Raw genomic sequence first — 22,114 nt, 5'->3', positions numbered from 1 at the left:
GCTGTTATTGTTGAATGGGAGGAGTGGCGTACTCCTCTTTCAAGGCATTGGTGCGGACAGGTTCAGGAAATATGGCGGCATAAGCAAACGCCGCCTTTTTTTCTTGCTGGTAAATCGGGTCATGTTTTAATCTGGACATTTTTGTGACAAGCGGCAGCGGCAACAGTTTTTTCACGTGCTGCAAATAATGCCTTCCGTTGCTGCTCATTCCAAGCAAGCGAATGTATGTCGGCGTTTCTGCTTTTTTTTGTTGCTCTTTCGTAAAATTTGTTAAAATATGGGTGCACGTTCGTTGCAGGCGCGTCCATGTGTATCGTTTTGTTTTGAGTGCGTTCATAAAGGCAGAAAACGTTGGGGCGGCGACGATTTCCTGCTTTAGGCGGTGTTCGATGCCTTCGTCGACGCCGGCGATTTGGCGCAACTCCTCCTCTTCCGCTGTCATAATGCGATACTTTAAAAGTGGAAAATATGCTTCCCATTCATGAAACATGCCGTATGTATCATAATATTGCTTGAGCGCTTGTTTCGTGGCAGCCGGTATGTACGGAGCGATTGTTTCTAACTGTGCAATCGATCCTTGCATCGCTTTGCGTAAGCTTGTTGCGCTAGCGATCGAAGGATGGGAGAACGTTTCGTCATGATAGCCGGAGGCGATGCGGCGAATCGTGCGCGGAGTGATTGGAATTTGTTTTTGCAAAATCGCTGTGACATATGCAAGACCGAGCACGTTGTTTGGCTTCGATAAATCAAGGGAGACGTCGTCTAATTGTTTCCAGGCTTCTGCGTTCGCCCGCGGGTAGCTTACCCCTTTTTTCAGCGCTTTTTGCACATAACTGTCATGCTGGAGTTTTCGTTCTAAAAGCGTTTTTGCCGCATCGGTGAACGCTTTTATGTTTCCGCTTTCGCTGCCAAAACAAATTTCTTCGCAATATAAGGAATGGAGCAATGCAACGGCACCGCTGGCAAACCGTTCAGCCGATTGAACCGCAAATGCGTACGGAAGTTCAATGACAATGTCGACACCGGCTGACAAAGCCATTTTTGTTCGTGCCCATTTTGAGACAAGCGCAGGTTCTCCGCGTTGCAGAAAATTTCCGCTCATGACGGCGATGATACAATCTGCTCCGGTTTGCTTTTTTGTTTCTTGTAAATGGTATAAATGCCCGTTATGAAACGGATTGTATTCGACAATGATTCCAACCGCCTTCATCGTTTTGCTCTCCCTGGATTTTTTCAGTGATAAATTGTCTATAAACTGACAACAATTATACTGTAAAGAAAAAATATTGACAAATAGGAAAACGAAACGTATAATTTTCTTTGTTGCCTTGGGGTGATTTTTATGAAATGGACTGTTCATCAACTTCATCAATTTCGTCATAAAGAAATGGCTATTGACGAATATGTCGATGTTTCCGATTTAAAAGAGATCGACAAACTGATCCGCGATATTTCGCTTGTGCATGTACATGGAAAGGCAGATATCGGTTCGACAAAATTTACGTTCCATTTACAGGTGTCGGGAACGATGGTGCTGCCTTGTTCGCGGACGCTGGTTGACGTTTCGTATCCGTTTTCCATCGAGACGACGGAAACGTTTTTTATGAATGATTATGATGTCGTGTCGACAGAGGAAGATTCGCATTTAGTGAAAGACGACACGGTCGATTTGTTGCCAATCGTGAAAGAGCTTATTCTCTTGGAAATTCCAATGCAAATATTTGCGGAAGAAGAAACGGTGCAGGACGGGGCGCCGCAGTCTGGAGAAGGCTGGGAAGTTATTAAGGAAGAACAATGGAATGCTATTATCGAAGAACGAGCAAAGCAAAAAATTGACCCTCGTCTTGCTGCATTAGCGAAGTTTTTTGATAAAGGCGGAAACGAGTGAGCGAAGCAACCGGAATGATCCGGGTTTTTCTGATACTTTGAGTGCTGATAAGGAGGTGGAAAACATGGCAGTACCTTTTCGAAGAACATCGAAAACAAGAAAAAGATTGCGCCGCACTCACTTCAAATTGCAAGTTCCTGGCATGGTAGAATGTCCAAATTGCGGTGAAATGAAATTGGCTCACCGTGTATGCAAATCTTGCGGTACTTACAAAGGAAGAGAAGTTGTGAACAAATAATTGTTCTTTTTGCAACAAGCACAAGGAAGAAAAGCACTTGTGCTTGTTGTTTTTTTATGCAAATTGAAGCAGGAAAACGCTCCATCATTGCCCAATTCTTTATAGGGAAAGGGGAAAAGAAGATGGAAGTAGCGATCGTAGAACATGACCGTGATGGAGTTGTGTGGTTTACGATTCATCGCCCAGAGAAACGAAACGCGATCAATTTTGAAGTAATGGACAAGTTGGAAGAAACGATCGCGATGGTAGAAAAAAATGATAATGTAAAAATGCTCGTTATTACAGGAACAGGGGATGAAGCGTTTTGTTCAGGGGGAGATTTAAGCGAATTTCAACATTTACATGCGGAAACGGCAAAACAAATGTTAGAAAAGATGGGCAAGATTTTGTATTCATTGCTTACGTTACCTAAACCGACTGTCGCGCTCATTAATGGCCCCGCTGTCGGCGGCGGCTGCGAATTAGCATCGGCATGTGATTTCCGCTATGCGAAAAGTGGAAGTAAAATCGGCTTTATTCAAGGAAAGCTTGGCATAACGACTGGATGGGGCGGCGCGACAATACTTTTTGAAAAGCTTCCGTACACGCAAGCGCTTGATATACTTTTGCGCGCGGAAAGAATCAGCGTAGAAAAAATGCGCGAGTATGGATGGATTCACGCGGTGTTGCCAGGCGGCAATTTGCGGGAAGAATGCCGCGGTCTGCTCGCTCCTTACTTATCGCAATCTGTTTCCGTACTACGGGCTTATAAAGCCGCGGCCACGGAAAAATGGAAGAACTGCGAGTTTCGGACGAGATTTTTTGCCGAAATCGCGCGTTGTGCAAAGTTATGGGGGGCGGAAGAACATAAGAGAGCTATCGAGTCTTTTTTAAAGAAATCGTAATTTTTCCCCTTCTATCTTCTCTACTAGCTGCATACATATAGGGTGAAAAAGCGGCTATGGAGGGGGAAGAAGATGACAAGTGTGCGCCAAGATGCGTGGACGCAGGAGGAAGATTTGCTACTAGCGGAAGTCGTATTGCGCTATATTCGCGAGGGAGGCACGCAGCTTCAAGCATTTGAAGAAGTAGGCCGACGTTTATCGCGCACGGCAGCTGCGTGTGGATTTCGCTGGAACTCGTATGTTCGAAAACAGTATAAAGAGGAAATCGAACTGGCGAAAAAACAGCGAAAGGAAAGAAAAAAGGCGGTTGCTAGCGAAGAAAAAGGACAGAAAAAGAAAGAAGAAGTAACAGAAAAAAATTTAACGTGGTCTGATGTCATTGCGTTTTTGCGGGCATATGGACAAACGGCATATGATTCGCAAAGAATAGCCGATGAAAACCGCGCTTTAAAGAAAGACATGGAGCAGTTACAACAAATGATTACAAAACTGCAAGCAGAGAAAGAAGCGCTGCAAAAGGAGCTATCCGCCGTTCAAGAAGAATATAAAATGTTGCTTGTGATCATGGAACGAGCGAGAAAAATGGCAGCGCTTGAAGAAGGGCAAGAACAACGAGAAGCCTCACAAACGGAAAATGTTGTCCTAGGAAAAGCGGAAAACTCATAAAAGGCTGACCTAATATATAAGGTCAGCCTTTTTTCTTAACGGATGAATTAGCTATTTGCTAAAATAGAAATAGCATGGATGGCGGAAAGTGAGGAAGAAATTGTGAAAATTGGAATTATTGGCGGCGGTGCAATCGGACTGTTGCTCGCTGCTTATTTAAGCGGTGAATATGAAGTCACTGTTTACACAAGACGCTCTATACAAGCGCAACGATTAATGAGAGAAGGATTGCGGTTTGTGAAACGGGGAGAAACAAAGCGCATTTCACTTCAAGCTATGCCGTTTACGAATGCGTATATCAACGATGACCTTGTTTTTGTAACGGTGAAGCAATACGATGTCGCGGCGATTGTCAACCGGCAAAACCAGTTTGATCATGTAGAGACGATCGTTTTTTTACAAAACGGGATGGCGCATGTGAAGCTGTTATCTTCGTTTACGAAGAAAAATGTGATTGTGGGAACTGTCGAGCACGGTGCTCTTAAACATGATGATCACACGGTGGAACATACAGGAATTGGAAAAATTGTGCTTGCTAGCTTGTATGGCACGTTCGGACAAGCGGCAAATTTAGCAAAAAAAAGCATCTCCGATTTTCCGTTTGAAATCGCTAATGATTGGGAAAGCGTGTTGGTGAAAAAATTGATCGTCAATGCGGTCATTAATCCGTTGACGGCGCTTTTGCGCGTCAAAAACGGCAAGTTGCTTAAGGTCAAACCATATTATGAAATGATGGCGTTATTGTTTTCCGAGCTGAAGCAAGTGTTGCCGATCAAAGATGAACAAGCGGCATGGAACCATATTGTGGATGTTTGTGAAAAAACGGCAGACAATTATTCATCCATGTTCATGGACATTTCCCAACACCGAAAAACGGAGATTGACGCCATTTTAGGCTATGTCTTGGAAAAAGGAAAAGAGCTTGGGGTTTCGCTGCCGCTCTCGCAATTTCTATTTGCTGCAATAAAAGGGATGGAAGAAGGAGGAGCGAAACATGGATGATGTGATTGCCCATCTGGTTGCGGCGTTTGTTACGATGCCGTTATTATCGTTTTTTCTCGTTTATTTTTTTGCCCGTAAGTTACTAAAAAGAAAGCGAAAGTCGTTTTATGCGGCAGTAAATGCTTCGACGCTTTTTTTTATTATTGCCGTTCACTTTTTGCTTGCCGTTCTTTCCGGAAAATCGTATTTATGGCACATTGTCTTCTTTTTGCTGATTATGCATATGTTGATTGCGATCGGGTATTGGCGGAAAAAAGAAGATTTTCATTTTTCCGCTGTTTTTCGCTTGTTTTGGCGGGCAAACTTCTTATTATTTTCCACTCTTTATTTTAGCCTGCTTGTCTACGGAATAATCGTGAGGGTATCTAGCAACTTATAAAAAACGCCGCGTGACGGTGAGCAACTGTTTTTTCATTTGCCAAAAAGAATGCTATACTCATGGAAGAACATTACACATACATAAGAAAGGAAGTTTCTAAAATGGAAGTTCGGGAAATTTCTTTGGCTGCTACAACACCGTTAGCAACCGATTACATAAACGGCACTTTTCCGCTCGAAAAAGGCTTTTCTTACTCGTTTCAGAAGGAAGACGTGTTTTGGAGGCGGCTCGACGACATCAAAGCAAGAGCGTATCCGCGCCGCGAACTTGTTGAATATTTGCGTTCGTACCACCAGCGATTTCACGCGAGCCCTAAAACATTTGACAATATTGAGAAACTGCTTCGTCCTGACAGTGCAGTGGTCGTCGGCGGGCAGCAAGCGGGGTTATTGACGGGGCCGCTTTATACCATTTATAAAATCATTTCCATCATCAAGCTTGCCAAAGAACAAGAAAGCAAATTAGGAGTGCCGGTCGTTCCGCTGTTTTGGATTGCTGGTGAAGACCATGACATTGCCGAAGTAAATCACGTATACGTCGCAGAGAGTGGAAAAATAAAAAAGCGTGTTTATCCGGATATTCCGCAAGAAAAACGGATGGTTTCGGATTTGTTTTTAGATGGCGAAGTTTGTTCAAAGTGGATCGACGATATCGTAAAAACGTACGGGGAAACAGAAACGACAAATAAGTTGCTTGATTTTCTGTTCCGATGTTTAGACGAATCGAAAACGTTTGTCGACTTTTTTGCTTCGATCGTTTTGCGTTTATTTGCCTCCGAAGGGTTAGTTGTTCTCAATGCCGCCGACGCTTCATTGCGCGCGATCGAAAGCAGCTTTTTTGTGTCATTGATTGAGTGCCATCGCGAAGTGACGGATGCTGTTTTGCAAAAGCAGCGTCAGCTTCGGCAGCTCGGATATAAGAATGCGTTGGATATGCAACCACATTGCGCCAATTTATTTTACTACGATGGACGGGAGCGACGGCTGCTCGAACATGATCCACAAAAAGAGGTGTTTCGCAGTAAAAAAGGAGAGGTTGTTTTCTCCAAAGATGAGTTAATACAGCTTGCTAAGAGAAGCCCTAGCAATTTAAGCAATAATGTCGTGACCCGCCCGCTTATGCAGGAGTTTTTGCTACCGACGTTGGCGTTTGTCGCCGGCCCTGGAGAAATTGCATATTGGGCTGAACTGAAAGAAGTGTTTTCGATATTTGGCTTCAAAATGCCGCCGGTTGTCCCGCGCATGAACGTAACGATCGTAGAACGCTCCATTCAAACCGATTTGGACGACATTGGCGTCGACGTGATGGACGTTTTCACAGGGCGGATTGCAGAAGTAAAGCAAAAGTGGCTAGCGCGGCAAACCCGTTATCCGCTCGATGAAATATTTGCGAAAGCGAAAGCGGAAATCGAACAAATTCATCGTCCACTTCGAGAGATTGGCATGGAAATTGATCGCGGATTAGCGGGCTTGCTGACGAAAAATGCCAATCTCCTCCAAGCGCAAATCGATTTTCTTCAGCAAACGTTGCATCAGGCATTAATGCGGAAATATGAAACGGAATTGCGGAAGTTTTCCCGCGTGGAAATGTCGTTGATGCCGAATCAATCGCCTCAGGAGCGGATTTGGAATATTTTCTACTACATCAATAAATATGGATTCGATTTTTTAGAGAAACTTTTAGGCCTTGATTACAGATGGAACGGCATGCATAAAATTGTATATATATAATCATTTTTACAAGAAAAAGTCGAAAAGAAAAATCCTGTTTTATGCAGGATTTTTTTTTATTGGAAGGAATAGTAGACATAAAGAAATGGTATGGAAATAAAAGTAAAAAATTGTTCAGTAATTATTGTTACAAATTGCTAAAATGCGACAAAAACAACCAGAGGAAGACGAGTTTTTACAAAAAAAGCTAAAATTTTGTTATGTTTTGCGGTATAATAGATAAGCAACCGCTCTTAACAAGGAAACTTGCCTAGTCATTCATGACGAGATTTGCTTTTTGTATAAATAAAAAATGTGCAGCAATGAGCGGCGAAGGTGGTGAACTCGTGTTTCAACATACAACAGTGTTATTAAAGGAAGCGGTAGACGGGCTTCATATAAACCCAGATGGGACTTATGTCGATTGTACCCTTGGTGGCGGAGGGCATAGTGAGTATTTGCTCTCACAATTGTCGGAGAAAGGAAGGCTGTTTGCGTTCGATCAAGATGATATGGCGATCGAGTACGCGAAAAAAAGGTTGGATCGTTATGAAAAGCAAGTGACATTTATCCGCAGAAATTTTCGTTTTCTTGCGGAAGAACTGGCGGCGCGGGGAGTTCATAAAGTAGATGGGATTTTGTTTGACTTAGGGGTGTCTTCCCCGCAGTTAGATACACCGGAACGAGGGTTCAGCTATCATCATGACGCCCCCCTGGACATGCGAATGAATCGAGAGCAATCATTAACGGCTTACGATATTGTCAATCATTGGCCGTATGAAAAACTCGTACATATCTTTTTTCATTACGGTGAAGAAAAATTTTCAAAGCAAGTGGCGCGGAAAATCGAAGAAGTTCGCAAAGAAAAGCGGATTGAAACAACCGGAGAGTTGGTCGACATCATTAAAGAAGCGATTCCGGCGCCAGCGAGAAGGAGCGGAGGACATCCAGCCAAACGAATTTTTCAGGCGATACGTATTGCCGTCAACGATGAGCTGCAAGCGTTCCAAGAGGCGATTGCGCAGGCGATTGATGCATTGAAATCAGGTGGAAGGATTAGCGTGATTACGTTTCATTCATTGGAAGATCGCATTTGCAAAGCGGCTTTCAAAGAGGCAAGCCAAAGACCGCAGCTTCTTCCTGGACTCCCGCTTATTCCTGATCAATATCGTCCGACCTTAAAAATTATTACAAAAAAGCCAATCGTTCCTTCTGAGGAAGAGATCGCGCATAATCGTCGCGCGCGCTCCGCAAAATTGCGCATCGCCGAAAAACTTTGATGAGATGGGATATGATGTTGAAACCGAAAATCGTATCGCTAAGCAGGAGGGAGAAAAATCGATGAATAATACAGCGGCGAAAATTCATGAACGACAACGTCCATCGTCACGTCCACACGTTCGAAAAAAACGAAAGTTAAAATTTCGCTTGACATTAGGTGAAAAGTTTTTATTTTTATCGTTTTGCGCGTTTGCTATGTACGCGGCAATTCATATTGTGGCAAATCAAGTGAAGATTTATCAAATCAACAAAGAGATTCAGCAGCTGCAAGAAACGGTTCAAGAGCAGCAAAAGCGTAATAACGATTTATACGTGGAAGTCCAGCAATTAAGCACGTATGAGCGGATTTTGAAAAAAGCGAAAGAACTAGGTCTTTCGCTGAACGAAAATAACGTAAAAGTTGTACAGGAATGATTGACGATGGAAAAGAAAAAGCATAGCAACACGAATAAAGGAGCAGCTATATTATTTTTCCTGTTCAGTCTGCTCTTTTTTGTGTTATTTGCTCGTTTTATTCAGCTGCAGGTAACAGGCGTTGCCGATGGCCAGGTGTTAGCGGTAAAGGCGGAAGAAAAGTATAAGCAAAAGCGCACCATCGAAGCAAAGCGCGGAACCATTTTTGACCGAAATGGCGAAGTGCTTGCCCAAGACGTGCCATCTTATTCGGTGGTGGCCGTTCTTGATCCGAAAATGACGACAGATCCTGACCATCCAAGGCATGTCGTTGATCCCGAAAAGACGGCCAAAAAATTAGCTCCATTGCTTAAAATGGATGTGGACGAAGTAAAACGAATTTTAACAAAAGATGCAAAGCAAGTGGAATTTGGCGCGAACGGACGAAACATTAGCTATGAATTGAAAGAAAAAATTGAAGCGTTAAATTTGCCAGGGATCGGTTTTATTCGTGATACAAAACGGTTTTATCCGAACGGTGATTTTGCTTCGTACGTCATTGGCTATGCGCAAAAAGAGGACAAAAATAAAACAGTCGGAAAAATGGGGATTGAAAAAAGCTTAGATAAATATTTGCGCGAAAAAGACGGTTATGTGTCTTTCGCCGGGGACGTGAGCGGATTTCGCCTTCCAAATTCGAAAGAAACCGTCGTTCCGCCGGATAATGGAGCGAATGTTTATTTAACGATCGATCAAAAAATACAAACGTTTTTGGAAGACGCGATGAATGACGTCGAAAAACGATATAAGCCGAAAAAAATGATCGCGATTGTGGCAGATCCGAAAACGGGAAAAATTTTGGCGATGGCGACAAGGCCGAGCTTTGACCCGAATAAACGCAATATACAAAACTATTTCAACGACGCGATTTCCTATCCGTATGAACCAGGATCGACAATGAAAATTTTTACGCTTGCTGCTGCCATCAACGAAGGTGTGTATAACGGGAATGAGCGATATCGGTCTGGCTATTATAAAGTGGGGCAAAATATTATTCGCGACCATAACAAAGTAGGCTGGGGAACGATTACGTTTAATGAAGGCGTACAACGCTCTTCCAATGTCGCTTTTTCGATTTTAGTAAAGGAAAAATTGGGAGAAGACCGCTTTTTGCAATATTTGCATCGTTTCCATTTTGATCGGAAAACAGGGATAGATCTTCCGGGAGAAGCGGTAGGACAAATTCACTATAAATATCCGATTGAAAGAATAACGACAGGGTTCGGCCAAGGAACATCGGTGACACCAATCCAGCAAATTCAAGCGGCAACTGCGATCGCAAACGGCGGAAAAATGATGAAGCCATATGTTATCGATCGCATCGTCGATCCAGATACAAAAAAAGTTATTGTAAAAAATGAACCGGAAGTAGTGGAGCAGCCGATTACAAAAGAAACGGCGCAAAAAGTGCTAGATATATTGGAAACGGTCGTTACTTCGGAAAAAGGAACGGGGCGTCCGTACCAAATCGAAGGGTATCGGGTCGCCGGAAAAACAGGAACGGCGCAAATTCCGTCGCCAAACGGAGGGTATTTAACCGGCTATCAAAACTATATTTTTTCTTTTTTAGGAATGGCCCCGAAAGAAGATCCACGCTTAATTATGTATGTCGCTGTCCAGCAGCCAAAACTGTCTTATACAGAGACAGGATCAGCACCTGTTTCTCATATTTTTACTAGCGTCATGAAAAATAGCCTGCAATATTTGCATATTCAACCTTCTTCCGAGCAGAAAACGCCAAAAACTAAAACGGAAGGAATTAAAATTGGTTCCTATGCAGGCCGTTCAACAGAAGAAGCAGTAAAAGAATTAAAGGAAAAAGGGCTTGTTCCGGTTGTAATCGGAGATGGACAGCAGATTGAAGATCATATACCAATATCCGGCGATACGGCCATTGCTGGAGAACGGGTGATGCTAAAAACAAATGGAAAAACAGTGATGCCGGACGTGCGAGGCTGGTCGCTGCGCGATGTGATGAAAGTAGCGGAACTGCTAGAGCTTCGTCCGAGCACAAAAGGAAATGGGTATGTCGTCAGCCAAAATATTCGACCAGGCGCGTCAGTAAAGAAAGGAGATTACTTAATTGTAGAGCTGGAAGAACCGAGAAAATGGCAGGAAAGAATGGAACAAGAACAAAAGGAAGCTTCAAGGAAGAAAAACGATGGCCCAGTTGAGTGATTCAGGACGTTCTATAATGAAACGTACAAGCATATAGTGGAACGAGCCTATCTCATAAAAGGAGGTTCCACTATATGCGCGCTTCTCACGTCACTGTCCGCAAACGGCTGATGATCGTGTTTCTCGTTGGAGTGCTCATTTTTGCCATTATTGACATTCGCCTCGGATATGTTCAATTGCTGATAGGGGATATGTTAACGGAACGGGCGAAAGATTCATGGAGCAGAAACATTCCGTTTGAACCGAAACGAGGGGAAATTTTGGACCGCAACGGCGTTCCGCTCGCCACAAACATGAGCGCTCCAACCGTATACGTCATTCCGCGCCAAATTGAAAACCCGGTGGAAACAGCGGAAAAATTGGCGAAAGTATTAAATATGCCCGTGGAAAAGGCGTACAAACGCATTACGAAAAAAACCTCCATCGAACGCATTCCGGAAGGGCGAAAAATATCGAATGAAAAAGCAAAAGAAATTCGGGCGCTCGGCCTAAAAGGGGTATATATCGCGGAAGATACAAAACGTTATTATCCGTTCGGTAGTTATTTGTCACACGTCTTAGGATTTACCGGCATCGATAATCAAGGTTTGACGGGGCTGGAGCTTTACTACGATAAGGAATTGAGCGGCCAGCGCGGTTCGGTGCAATTTTATTCGGATGCGAAAGGAAAAAGAATGCCGAATATGACGGACGAATATACGCCACCGACAGACGGATTAGATTTGATGCTTACGATTGATTCGCGCATCCAAACGATCGTGGAGCGGGAGCTTGATATTGCCGAAGCAAAGTACAATCCAGACGGCATAATTGCGATCGCAATGAACCCGAATACGGGAGAAATTTTGGCGATGGCGAGCCGCCCGACGTTTGACCCGGCAAATTATCGGAATGTGCCGCCGGAAATCTACAATCGTAACTTGCCGGTTTGGAGCACGTATGAGCCTGGTTCGACGTTTAAAATTATCACGCTTGCCGCAGCGTTGGAAGAAAAAAAAGTCGACTTATTGAAAGATCATTTTTATGATCCAGGATATGTAAAAGTGGCCGGTGCTACGTTGCGCTGCTGGAAAAAAGGCGGGCATGGATCGCAAACCTTTTTAGAAGTTGTGCAAAATTCGTGCAATCCGGGTTTTGTCGAGCTCGGGGAGCGGCTTGGAAAAGAAAAGCTATTTTATTATATAAAACAGTTCGGCTTTGGTGAAAAAACAGGAATTGATCTGCAAGGGGAAGGAACCGGAATTTTATTTGATTTGAAACGTGTTGGGCCTGTTGAACAAGCGACAACGGCCTTCGGTCAAGGGGTGTCGGTGACGCCGATTCAGCAGGTTGCCGCTGTTTCTGCGGCGGTCAATGGCGGAATTTTGTATACGCCATATATCGCGAAACAATGGGTTGACCCTGAGACAGGAAAGGTGGTAATCCGCAATACGCCAAAGGCGAAGCGTCGCGTTATTTCCGAGGAAACGTCCAAACAAGTTCGCTATGCTCTAGAGAGCGTCGTTGCTCAAGGAACAGGAAAAGGTGCCTATGTCGAAGGGTATCGCGTCGGCGGAAAAACGGGAACGGCGCAAAAAGCGAAAGATGGCCGATATTTAAAAGACAACCATATCGTTTCATTTATCGGCTTTGCTCCGGCGGATGACCCGCAGCTTGTTGTTTATGTTGCTGTCGACAATCCGAAAGGAACGGTGCAGTTTGGCGGCGTCGTCTCCGCCCCAATCGTTGGAAAAATTATGGAAGACAGTTTGCGCGTGCTTGGCGTCAAACCAAGGAAAGATCAAATAGAAAAAGAGAGAGAATGGAATGATCCGAAAATGATCGAAGTGCCGGATTTAATCGGCTTATCGAAAAAAGACTTGCAAGAGCAACTTTTTAACTTAAAATTAGATGTTAGTGGAGAAGGTGACGTTGTTATTGAGCAAGCTCCAAAACCTGGAGTGAAAGTAAAAGAAGGTTCGACCATTCGCATTTATTTAGCAGCAAAGGCAGAGAAAGAAGGCGAATAAATTTCGAGGGGCGGCTAGTGTAGGTTGTCATCTATATCTCGCCCCTTTTTTCCGCTTTTGGTTGTTTTGTTTTTAATTGAGAACTATGAAGCGAAAGGATGAATAAGAGTGAAGCTGCAGACGCTGCTTTCGTATTTGCATGATTTTACAGCGTACGTCGGCGAAAACCCGACGGTTACTTCCATTGAAATGGATTCGCGACAAGTAAAAAAAGGGGCATTGTTTATTTGCATCAAAGGGTTTACCGTTGATGGACACGATTTTGCGAAACAGGCAGTGGAAAATGGGGCTGTGGCGATCATTGCCGAACGGCCTCTCGATGTAGATGTGCCTGTGATTGTCGTTCGCGATAGCCGGCGTGCGATGGCGATGCTTGCCGATGCGTTTTACGGCCAGCCGACCCATCGATTGCACTTAATCGGCGTTACGGGCACAAATGGAAAAACGACAACGACTCATATAATAGAGCAGATCGCGAGAAAGGCAAATAAAAAAACAGGGTTAATCGGGACGGTACATATTAAAATTGGCGATGACGCATATCCAACGCAAAATACGACGCCCGAATCGTTGCTGTTGCAGCGGACGTTTAAGCAGATGGTGGATGAAGGAGTCGACGTTGCCATCATGGAAGTGTCTTCACATGCCCTTCATATGGGGCGCGTGCACGGTTGTGACTATGATGTTGCCGTGTTTACCAATTTAACGCAAGATCATCTCGACTACCATGGGACGATGGAAGAATATCGCAATGCGAAAGGGCTGCTGTTTGCCCAGCTTGGAAATCGTTATGACCATGGGCGGCCAAAGTTTGCGGTGTTAAACAATGACGATCCTGCTTCACAATATTATAAGCATATGACGGCTGCAACCGTAATTACATACGGAATAAAAACAGACAGCGATATTATGGCAAAGCGGATTGACATCGTCCCGAACGGAATGACGTTTGATCTCATTACACCGCACGGCGCGGCTCGCGTAAAAACAAAGTTGATTGGATTGTTTAACGTATATAATTTACTTGCAGCTGTTTCCGCCTGCCTTGTATCGGGGATCCCATTTCCTGTTATTGTGGAGGCGATTGAAGAAATTTCCGGGGTTGCTGGACGGTTTGAAACCGTCGATGAAGGGCAAAACTTTACAGTAATTGTTGATTATGCCCATACGCCAGATAGTTTGGAAAACGTCTTAAAAACGGTTCGGCAATTTGCCCGGAAAAAAGTTTATGTGGTTGTTGGCTGCGGCGGCGACCGAGACCGTACAAAACGGCCGCTGATGGCACAAGTGGCGGTCAAATACGCCGATGTGGCCATTTTCACTTCTGACAACCCGCGTTCCGAAGAGCCCGAGCAAATTTTGCGTGACATGGAGGCAGGCGTTCCCGGCGAGTGTTATGTGACGATTGTCGATCGCAAGGAGGCGATTTATTATGCGATTGAACAAGCGGAAGAAGGCGACGTTGTTTTAATCGCGGGTAAAGGACATGAAACGTACCAGATCATCGGCGATCGTGTCATTGCTTTTGATGACCGCCTTGTTGCTAGGGAAGCGATTAAGGAGCGGAAGAAGACATGCTGACATATGAAATGGTGAAGCGGCTATGCAAAGACGTTCGCGGAATTGTCGATGATGCGATTACATTCCGCCATGTGTTTGTGGATCCTTACGAGCATGCGCCGAAAGGGCTGTTCGTTCCGCTAGGGCGTGGGACGGAAACGTTAAAAATCGCGATCGAACATGGAGCGATCGCCGCACTTTGGCAGGAAGGCGAGGCATTGCCGCGCTATATTCCAAATCAATTTCCGATCTTTTTTGTTTCATCGCCGCTTCAAACGTTAGAAGAGCTTTTAGATATGTATACGTATGGGCAATTGGAAAAGACAACGTTTCACCTTACTATTTCTTCGCATAATGAACAAAATCGTTCATATGATATAGCGGTGCTGGATGCTCTCAAACGGCTGCAACAGAAATGGATACGCGCTCAAGGACAAGAAGGATGTGACCGATCATGCTAGAGCAAGTCATTGTTTTTGCCATTGTTCTTTCATTTTTGATTACTGTTATACTATCGCCGATTTTTATTCCGTTTTTAAGACGGTTAAAATTCGGGCAAAGCATACGGGAAGAAGGGCCGAAATCGCATCAAAAAAAGTCGGGCACCCCGACGATGGGAGGTATTATGATTTTACTTTCCATCGTCGCGACAACGATTTGGATGACGAAAAAGTTTGCGAGTCTTTCCGTTGAAACGTATTTACTGCTGTTTGTGACGATTGGTTATGGGTTGCTTGGCTTTTTAGATGATTTTATTAAAGTGGTGATGAAGCGGAATCTTGGTTTGACGAGCAAGCAAAAGTTCATTGGGCAGCTAATCATTGCCATTGTTTTTTACTTTGTGTATCAGCGCAATGGTTTTTCCACTGCTTTGCATATTCCGGGGACAGATCTTTCTATTAATCTTGGTTTGGGCTATGTGTTATTGCTTATTTTTATGCTTGTCGGCGGTTCGAATGCGGTCAATTTAACCGACGGACTTGACGGCTTATTGGCTGGGACGGCGGCCATTGCATTCGGCGCTTATGCGGTTCTTGCCTGGAACCAAGGCCAATACGACATTTCTATTTTTTGTGTCTCCGTTGTTGGGGCGGTACTAGGATTTTTAGTCTTTAATGCCCATCCGGCGAAAGTGTTTATGGGTGATACCGGGTCGCTTGCGTTAGGCGGGGCGATCGCGACTGTGGCCATTTTAACGAAGCTGGAAATATTGCTTGTTATTATTGGCGGCGTATTTGTAATTGAAACGTTGTCCGTCATTATTCAAGTCATTTCATTTAAGACAACGGGAAAACGTGTATTTCGCATGAGCCCGTTGCATCATCATTACGAGTTGCTCGGCTGGTCGGAGTGGCGCGTTGTCGTCACGTTCTGGACGGTCGGCTTATTATTTGCAATGCTAGGAATCTATATCGAGGTGTGGATCTAATTGAAACAGACAGCTTTTTATCAACAACGACGAGTGTTAGTCATCGGTTTAGCGAAAAGCGGATTTTCCGCAGCGAAACTGCTTCACGAGCTTGGAGCGATCGTCACGGTAAACGATCGAAAGCCGTTTGAAGAAAATGAGGAAGCGCAACGGTTAGAACAATTGGGAATTCGGGTGATTTGCGGCGGACATCCTCTTGAGCTCTTGGATGAGCCGTTTGATTTTGTCGTGAAAAATCCTGGTATTCCATATACAAATCCAATGGTCAAAAAAGCAATCGAAAAAGAATTACCGGTGATCACGGAAGTGGAGTTAGCGTACCATATTTCGGAAGCTCCATTTATCGGAATCACCGGTTCTAATGGAAAAACAACAACAACGACATTAATTTATGAAATGTTGCGCGAAGGGGAAAAACGCCCGCTGCTTGCTGGAAACATCGGAGTGGCCGCCTGTGAAGTGGCGCAAAAAGCGGAAGCAAACAATTGGCTTGTAACTGAACTTTCCTCTTTTCAGTTAGCAGGAATTCGCGATTTTCGTCCGCACATTTCCGTTTTATTAAACATTTTCGATGCGCATCTAGATTACCATGGAACAAAAGAAGCTTACGCGCAGGCAAAGGCGAATATTTTTAAAAACCAGACAAACGAAGACTATGCGGTTGTCAATGCCGACGATGGGCTTGTTATGCGGCTTGCCGAGAATTCCTGTGCGCAAAAAGTCATTTTTTCCGCAACGAAAATATTGGACCGTGGCGCTTATATAAAAGATGGTTGGATTTATTGGAACGACGAAGCAGTGATTGCTATTTCCGATATTGTGCTTCCTGGAAAACATAATTTAGAAAATATATTGGCGGCTGTTGCTGTCGCCAAATTAACAGGCGTAGACAATAAAGCGATCGCTCGGGTTTTGACGACGTTTACGGGAGTGAAGCACCGGCTTCAATACATCGCTACGATTGACGGGAGAAAGTTTTTCAATGATTCGAAAGCAACAAATATTCTTGCGACACAAAAAGCGCTGTCCGCTTTTGAAAAAGATTCTGTCATCCTTTTGGCAGGCGGGCTAGACCGCGGCAATGAATTTGATGACCTTCTTCCTTATTTGCGAAACGTAAAGGCGGTCATATTGTTTGGACAAACGGCGGCAAAAATCGCCCGCGTCGCTAAACAGGCGGGAATAGAAACGATCGAATATGTCGATAATGTGGAAAAAGCCGTGCCGGTTGCCTATCGATTGTCCGAACCGGGTGACGTCATTTTGCTATCGCCGGCATGCGCGAGCTGGGATCAATATAAAACTTTTGAACAGAGAGGGGACATTTTTATCAACGCCGTGCATAAGTTGAAATAGGGAGGAAGGACATTAAAAAAGCAGAGGTGTTGGGCATTGCCGCGGAAAAAGTCTACGCCTGATTTTTTGCTGATTATCCTTACGTTTTCACTGTTGGCAATTGGGCTTATTATGGTGTATAGTGCCAGCGCGATTTGGGCGGAATATAGGTTTCACGATTCGTTTTTCTTCGCGAAGCGGCAGCTTTTGTTCGCTGGCGTGGGAATCATTGCGATGTTCGTTATTATGAATATCGATTATTGGACGTGGCGTGATTGGTCAAAAGCGCTTATGATCGTATGTTTCGTCTTGCTTGTTCTTGTATTAATCCCCGGAGTTGGGATGGTTCGCAACGGATCGCGCAGCTGGATTGGTGTCGGCGCGTTTTCCATTCAGCCGTCAGAATTTATGAAACTCGCCATGATCGCCTTTTTGGCGAAATATTTATCGGAAAACCAAAAAAATATTACCTCGTTTAAACGCGGATTGCTTCCTGCCTTGACGCTTCTGTTTATTGCGTTTGGAATGATCATGCTTCAGCCGGACTTAGGAACTGGCACAGTAATGGTCGGCACGTGCATTGCCATGATTTTTGTCGCTGGCGCGCGCGTCAGTCACTTTATCGGGTTAGGAGTGCTTGGACTGGCAGGATTTGCTGCGCTTGTTTTGTCAGCACCGTACCGAATGAAGCGGATCACTTCGTTTTTAAATCCTTGGGAAGACCCGCTCGGAAGCGGGTTTCAAATTATTCAATCGCTGTATGCGATTGGTCCTGGCGGTTTGTTTGGCTTAGGATTGGGACAAAGCCGGCAAAAGTTTTTTTATTTGCCTGAGCCGCAAACGGACTTTATTTTTGCGATTTTGGCAGAGGAGCTTGGGTTTATTGGCGGGTCGCTTGTGTTGCTTTTATTTAGCTTGCTGCTTTGGCGCGGAGTGCGCATCGCTCTTGGCGCACCGGATCTGTACGGGAGTTTTCTCGCTATCGGCATTATTTGTATGGTGGCGATTCAAGTGATGATTAATATCGGGGTTGTTACGGGATTAATGCCGGTAACGGGAATTACATTACCGTTTTTAAGCTACGGCGGCTCGTCGCTGACATTGATGTTAATGGCGATTGGCGTTTTGCTGAATATTAGCAAACACGCGAGATATTAGTCGCCTCTGCTGATTCTGCTGACTGCGCAAAAGTCTTTGTAAGGGAAAAGTCGTAATCAAGTTTCGTTGATCTGGAGAAGGGTATCTCTCTAATCAGACTTAGAGGGACACCCTCTCATTTTGTTCATGACATACGTAACGGTGACGTCGAAGTGAAATAAGCATATTGTATATACATAGGCGGTTATGGAAAGGAGATGGGAGCGATGAAGACAATGATAAAGGAATTGGTAAATGCTAATGTTGGAAAAGTAAAGGAGCGGGAGCCTTTAGCGAACCATACGACAATGAAAGTCGGCGGTCCTGCGGATGTCTTAATTGAACCATACAGCATAGAAAGTTTGAAAAAAGCGATGGCGATTGTAAAAAAGTATGAAGTGCCGTGGCGTGCAATTGGTCGCGGTTCCAATTTGCTTGTTTCTGACGAAGGGGTCGAAGGGGTTGTCATCAAAATGGACGAAGGATTGGATGAATTGCATGTTGCCGGGGAAACCGTGACGGTCGGCGGAGGATATTCATTAGTGCGCCTTGCCACGTTAATGAGCAAGCAAGGGTTATCCGGATTGGAATTTGCCGGCGGGATTCCTGGTTCGGTTGGCGGAGCGGTGTATATGAATGCAGGGGCGCACGGTTCCGATATGTCGCAAATCGTAAAAAGGGCGCTAATTTTATTTCCAGACGGGACAATGGAATGGCTGACGAACGAGGAAATGGAATTTGCGTATCGCACTTCTGTGTTGCAAACAAAGCGGCGTGGAATTTGCATAGCGGCTGAACTCCGGCTTGCTTCCGGGAACCGTGAGGAAATTGTGGCAAAAATGCGGGAAAACAAAGACTATCGCCGCAAGACGCAGCCGTGGGACAAACCTTGCGCGGGCAGCATTTTTCGCAATCCTTTACCGCAACACGCCGGAAAGCTGATCGAGGAGGCTGGTTTAAAGGGGTATACCATTGGCGGCGCAAAAATTTCTGAACAGCATGCCAATTTTATCGTTAATACAGGGAAAGCGAAGGCAAAAGACGTGCTGGACTTAATTCGCTTCGTGAAAAAAACGATTCACGAATTGTATGGTATTCATTTGCAGACAGAAGTAGAAATTATTGGCCGGAAGTTGTAAAATCTAGCTCTCTATTTTACAATATTATTGATACGATCGAACATGTTTGTCCATGTTATGAACATAGAAATATAACGGCATCAGGGTGCCGTTTGTTTTTATAAACGTGCTTTCGAGTTTATTCGGAAAGCGGTGAATGGCTTTGGAAAAAGGAAAAATCGTTGTTCTTGAAGAACGGGTGCCGAAATTAAAAGAACGGCGGAGGCAAAAAGCCAATCGTCGTTTAATCGCGTATATTTCTTTCTTTTTTCTTCTCATTTTATGTATCATTTATTTTCAATCGCCGTTAAGCTATGTCCGTCATATTCAAGTAAATGGGAATCGCCATCTTTCCGAGAAACAAGTAATACAATTAAGCGGCATCACAAAGCGGACAAGTTTTTGGAAAGTAAAGGAAGACGAAGTTCGACGGAATATTGAGAAACATCCGGAAGTGAAGAGCGTAGCATTGGAAAAACATTTCCCGAATACGATCACCATCCACGTGAACGAGCGACGGAGAATTGCTTATATTTATGACGAGCAAACATTTTTCCCGCTTTTGGAGAATGGTTACATTCTGAAGAAACGTACATCCAAAACCGCGCCAAGCGATGCGCCGATTTTAATCAATTGGAAAAAAGGAGAGGACATTCAAGAAATCGCGGGACAATTGGCGCAGCTTCCCCCATCGATATTAAATGCCATTTCTGAAATTCATTACACACCGAGCGACGATAACCGTTATCATGTTACTGTTTATATGAACGATGGTTTTGAAGTGAGCGCGAACGTGCAAAACTTTGCCGATAAAATGTCATTGTATCCCTCCATCGTCCAGCAATTAGATCCAAACGTAAAAGGGGTAATCCATCTAGAAGTCAGCAATTATTTTACCGCCTATAAACAGCCGAAAAAGGAGGATGACAATGGCTAAACGGAAAGGTAATCGTGTCATCCTCGCTTTTATCTGTTTCATACTGGGATTTATGCTTTCGTTTTCTTATCAATATACAAAAAACGAAACAGCAAAGCGAGATATCACCGACCGGCAGTGGCAGAAGGAATATGAATACCGGAAGCAATTGATTCAAATACAAAAAGAAAATCGTCAACTAAAAAATGAATTAGTGCAAAAACAAGACAAAGTTGCCGAAATGGAAAAAACGTTGGCGGACGAACGGACAGCGTATACAGATTTGGCAGAAGAGGCGGAAAAGCTACGAATGTACGTCGGAGAGTCAAAAGTGAAAGGAAAAGGAATTGAAATAACGTTATCCGATGCCTCCTATATTCCTTCTGAACAAAGCGCCACAGACTACATGGTGCACGAACAACACGTCTTTAAGGTTATACACGAGCTGCTTATTTCCGGTGCGGAAGCAATAGCGATTAATGGTCAGCGAATTTCCCACCGTTCGTATATCGTTTGCAACGGTCCTGTGATTGAAGTGGACGGTACGCAACATGCCGCTCCTTTTGTCATTTCCGCAATCGGCAATCCGACGGTTCTCGCTTCCGCGTTGAACATTCCCGGTGGGGTAAAGGATCTGCTTGTTCAAGATAACATAATAGTAAAGATTGTTAACAAAGATGAAATCGTGTTAGATCCAGTCTTTCACACTAATCATAAATAGATGGTCTTGGATGGAAAGAATGGTGAGATGATTGGAACGGAAAAAAACGATATATTTTACTTGCATTACGGCAATTTTTGGATTTATGCTAGCAGTTCAACTTCACACGACATCGCACCCTAAAGTCCGCGACACACGTGATATTTGGGAGTTGCGCGCTGATTTGGAAAAAGAACAGCAGCTGCAGCGGCAGCTTTTGTCAGACATTGAAAAGTACGAAGAAAAGATGCGAAGCTATCAGCAAAGGCAATCCGCTCGGAAAGAAGCGGTCTTGCGGGAAACAGTAAGCGAATTGCAGAAAGAGGCCGGATTGACGGAAGTCAAAGGAGCGGGCCTTGTTTTAACGATTCAATCGTTTTATCCAGATCGCTACACAGGTCCAATCACAGAAACGGTTTCGCCAGAGCTGTTGCAGCGGCTTATTAATGAGCTAAACATGTATGGAGCGAAAGAAATTGCTGTTGCCGGAGAGCGGATTACAAACACGACGGCGATTCGCGACGTTAACGGCGCGACGAAAATCGGAGATAGCAAAATTTCTTCGTTGCCGATTGAAGTAAAGGTAATCGCTGACGATGCGGAGATGCTATATAACCGGCTAAACGTATCGACCATTCGTGATGATTTCGTCGTTGAAAATTTGCAGCTCATTGTTTCGAAACCGTTAGCATCGGTCGTTGTTCCGCCGTCTGAAAAAAACGGGAGCGTGAAATATATGGAAGCGGCAATAGCCGAAAAGGAGGAAAAGTAATATGTGGCTTCCGCTCATCGGCTTATTGGCTGGTTTAATCATAGGACTGTTGACCGATTTGCGCGTCCCTGATGAATATTCCAACTATTTATCTATTGCAATCCTCGCTGCATTTGATACATTAATTGGTGGCATCCGCGCTCATTTACAGCAAACATATGACGAAATAGTATTTATAACAGGATTCTTTTTTAACATTATTTTGGCGGCATCTTTAGCTTTTCTTGGTGTTCATCTTGGTGTAGACTTGTATTTAGCAGCTGTGTTTGCATTCGGGATACGCCTTTTTCAAAATATTGCCGTTATTCGCCGCCTCCTTCTTGCCGAATGGATGGAAAGGCGACGAAACCGTGAAAAAAGTTAATTGGAAAAAAGGAAAGTTTCTTCAAATGTTGAATATATGAGTAAAATGATTGATCGTCTTTTATATAAACGATTGCCGGTGATAAGCGAACGTTCT

22 protein-coding genes are annotated in these 22,114 nt (G+C 44.2%); 21 read left to right on the top strand and 1 reads right to left on the bottom strand.

The window, feature by feature from the left end:
• Nucleotides 1-4: 4 nt before the first annotated feature.
• Nucleotides 5-1,210 (bottom strand): nucleotidyltransferase, encoded by a 1,206-nt coding sequence (locus MWM02_RS13750; RefSeq protein ID WP_064551130.1) that lies wholly within the window; start codon nucleotides 1,208-1,210, stop codon nucleotides 5-7.
• Nucleotides 1,211-1,342: 132 nt separating this feature from the next.
• Here MWM02_RS13750 and MWM02_RS13745 point away from each other — a divergent pair, with 132 nt between their 5' ends.
• The 21 genes from MWM02_RS13745 to MWM02_RS13645 all read left to right on the top strand — a co-directional run bounded on the left by MWM02_RS13745 (nucleotide 1,343) and on the right by MWM02_RS13645 (nucleotide 22,018).
• Nucleotides 1,343-1,888, top strand: a complete 546-nt coding sequence (locus MWM02_RS13745) for a YceD family protein (RefSeq protein WP_064551129.1) — start codon at nucleotides 1,343-1,345, stop codon at nucleotides 1,886-1,888.
• 64 nt (nucleotides 1,889-1,952) lie between these two features.
• Entirely contained in the window at nucleotides 1,953-2,126 is a 174-nt protein-coding gene (rpmF, locus tag MWM02_RS13740; protein WP_003251950.1) for a 50S ribosomal protein L32, read from the top strand.
• A 122-nt stretch (nucleotides 2,127-2,248) separates the two neighbouring features.
• Complete coding sequence (locus tag MWM02_RS13735) at nucleotides 2,249-3,010, top strand: enoyl-CoA hydratase/isomerase family protein (protein ID WP_244402241.1); 762 nt, start codon at nucleotides 2,249-2,251, stop codon at nucleotides 3,008-3,010.
• 72 nt (nucleotides 3,011-3,082) lie between these two features.
• Nucleotides 3,083-3,676, top strand: coding sequence for an RsfA family transcriptional regulator (locus MWM02_RS13730; RefSeq protein ID WP_064551128.1), 594 nt, complete (start codon nucleotides 3,083-3,085; stop codon nucleotides 3,674-3,676).
• 102 nt (nucleotides 3,677-3,778) lie between these two features.
• Nucleotides 3,779-4,678, top strand: a complete 900-nt coding sequence (locus MWM02_RS13725; protein ID WP_244403627.1) for a 2-dehydropantoate 2-reductase — start codon at nucleotides 3,779-3,781, stop codon at nucleotides 4,676-4,678.
• Nucleotides 4,671-5,057: a DUF3397 domain-containing protein gene (locus tag MWM02_RS13720; RefSeq protein ID WP_064551127.1), complete on the top strand. Its 387-nt coding sequence runs from the start codon at nucleotides 4,671-4,673 to the stop codon at nucleotides 5,055-5,057. The genes MWM02_RS13725 and MWM02_RS13720 overlap by 8 nt, the downstream gene beginning before the upstream one ends.
• 101 nt (nucleotides 5,058-5,158) lie before the next feature.
• Complete coding sequence (gene bshC / locus MWM02_RS13715) at nucleotides 5,159-6,787, top strand: bacillithiol biosynthesis cysteine-adding enzyme BshC (protein ID WP_244402240.1); 1,629 nt, start codon at nucleotides 5,159-5,161, stop codon at nucleotides 6,785-6,787.
• A gap of 326 nt (nucleotides 6,788-7,113) precedes the next feature.
• Nucleotides 7,114-8,046 carry a 16S rRNA (cytosine(1402)-N(4))-methyltransferase RsmH gene (rsmH, locus tag MWM02_RS13710; RefSeq protein ID WP_244402239.1) on the top strand — a complete coding sequence of 311 codons (933 nt, stop codon included), beginning with the start codon at nucleotides 7,114-7,116 and terminating at the stop codon, nucleotides 8,044-8,046.
• 61 nt (nucleotides 8,047-8,107) lie between these two features.
• A complete protein-coding gene (gene ftsL / locus MWM02_RS13705) occupies nucleotides 8,108-8,461 on the top strand; it encodes a cell division protein FtsL (protein WP_064551124.1) in 354 nt (117 codons plus the stop codon).
• Nucleotides 8,462-8,467: 6 nt separating this feature from the next.
• Nucleotides 8,468-10,678, top strand: a complete 2,211-nt coding sequence (locus MWM02_RS13700) for a penicillin-binding protein (RefSeq protein WP_064551123.1) — start codon at nucleotides 8,468-8,470, stop codon at nucleotides 10,676-10,678.
• A gap of 74 nt (nucleotides 10,679-10,752) precedes the next feature.
• Complete coding sequence (locus MWM02_RS13695) at nucleotides 10,753-12,687, top strand: stage V sporulation protein D (protein WP_244402238.1); 1,935 nt, start codon at nucleotides 10,753-10,755, stop codon at nucleotides 12,685-12,687.
• A 108-nt stretch (nucleotides 12,688-12,795) separates the two neighbouring features.
• Entirely contained in the window at nucleotides 12,796-14,268 is a 1,473-nt protein-coding gene (locus tag MWM02_RS13690) for a UDP-N-acetylmuramoyl-L-alanyl-D-glutamate--2,6-diaminopimelate ligase (protein WP_064551121.1), read from the top strand.
• The gene (locus MWM02_RS13685) at nucleotides 14,262-14,708 is read left to right on the top strand and encodes a hypothetical protein (protein ID WP_064551120.1); all 447 of its coding nucleotides are present in this window, start codon (nucleotides 14,262-14,264) and stop codon (nucleotides 14,706-14,708) included. Before MWM02_RS13690 ends, MWM02_RS13685 begins: the two co-directional genes overlap by 7 nt.
• A complete protein-coding gene (mraY, locus tag MWM02_RS13680) occupies nucleotides 14,702-15,676 on the top strand; it encodes a phospho-N-acetylmuramoyl-pentapeptide-transferase (RefSeq protein ID WP_064551119.1) in 975 nt (324 codons plus the stop codon). The genes MWM02_RS13685 and mraY overlap by 7 nt, the downstream gene beginning before the upstream one ends.
• Nucleotides 15,677-17,032 (top strand): UDP-N-acetylmuramoyl-L-alanine--D-glutamate ligase, encoded by a 1,356-nt coding sequence (gene murD / locus MWM02_RS13675; RefSeq protein ID WP_064551118.1) that lies wholly within the window; start codon nucleotides 15,677-15,679, stop codon nucleotides 17,030-17,032.
• A gap of 36 nt (nucleotides 17,033-17,068) precedes the next feature.
• Nucleotides 17,069-18,169, top strand: a complete 1,101-nt coding sequence (gene spoVE, locus MWM02_RS13670) for a stage V sporulation protein E (RefSeq protein ID WP_064551117.1) — start codon at nucleotides 17,069-17,071, stop codon at nucleotides 18,167-18,169.
• Between the two features lie 206 nt (nucleotides 18,170-18,375).
• Nucleotides 18,376-19,287, top strand: coding sequence for a UDP-N-acetylmuramate dehydrogenase (murB, locus tag MWM02_RS13665; RefSeq protein WP_064551116.1), 912 nt, complete (start codon nucleotides 18,376-18,378; stop codon nucleotides 19,285-19,287).
• A 136-nt stretch (nucleotides 19,288-19,423) separates the two neighbouring features.
• Nucleotides 19,424-20,203: a cell division protein FtsQ/DivIB gene (locus MWM02_RS13660; protein WP_064551115.1), complete on the top strand. Its 780-nt coding sequence runs from the start codon at nucleotides 19,424-19,426 to the stop codon at nucleotides 20,201-20,203.
• Complete coding sequence (locus MWM02_RS13655; RefSeq protein WP_064551114.1) at nucleotides 20,196-20,903, top strand: DUF881 domain-containing protein; 708 nt, start codon at nucleotides 20,196-20,198, stop codon at nucleotides 20,901-20,903. Before MWM02_RS13660 ends, MWM02_RS13655 begins: the two co-directional genes overlap by 8 nt.
• A 31-nt stretch (nucleotides 20,904-20,934) precedes the next feature.
• Complete coding sequence (locus tag MWM02_RS13650) at nucleotides 20,935-21,654, top strand: DUF881 domain-containing protein (RefSeq protein ID WP_081260232.1); 720 nt, start codon at nucleotides 20,935-20,937, stop codon at nucleotides 21,652-21,654.
• Between the two features lies 1 nt (nucleotide 21,655).
• Entirely contained in the window at nucleotides 21,656-22,018 is a 363-nt protein-coding gene (locus MWM02_RS13645; RefSeq protein WP_064551113.1) for a small basic family protein, read from the top strand.
• The last annotated feature ends 96 nt before the right edge of the window (nucleotides 22,019-22,114 follow it).

It is taken from the genome of Parageobacillus sp. KH3-4, from assembly GCF_022846435.1.
Lineage (GTDB): Bacteria > Bacillota > Bacilli > Bacillales > Anoxybacillaceae > Parageobacillus > Parageobacillus thermoglucosidasius_A.
Note: the sequence above shows the minus strand (reverse complement) of the source record. Positions and strands in the feature narration are given on the sequence as shown.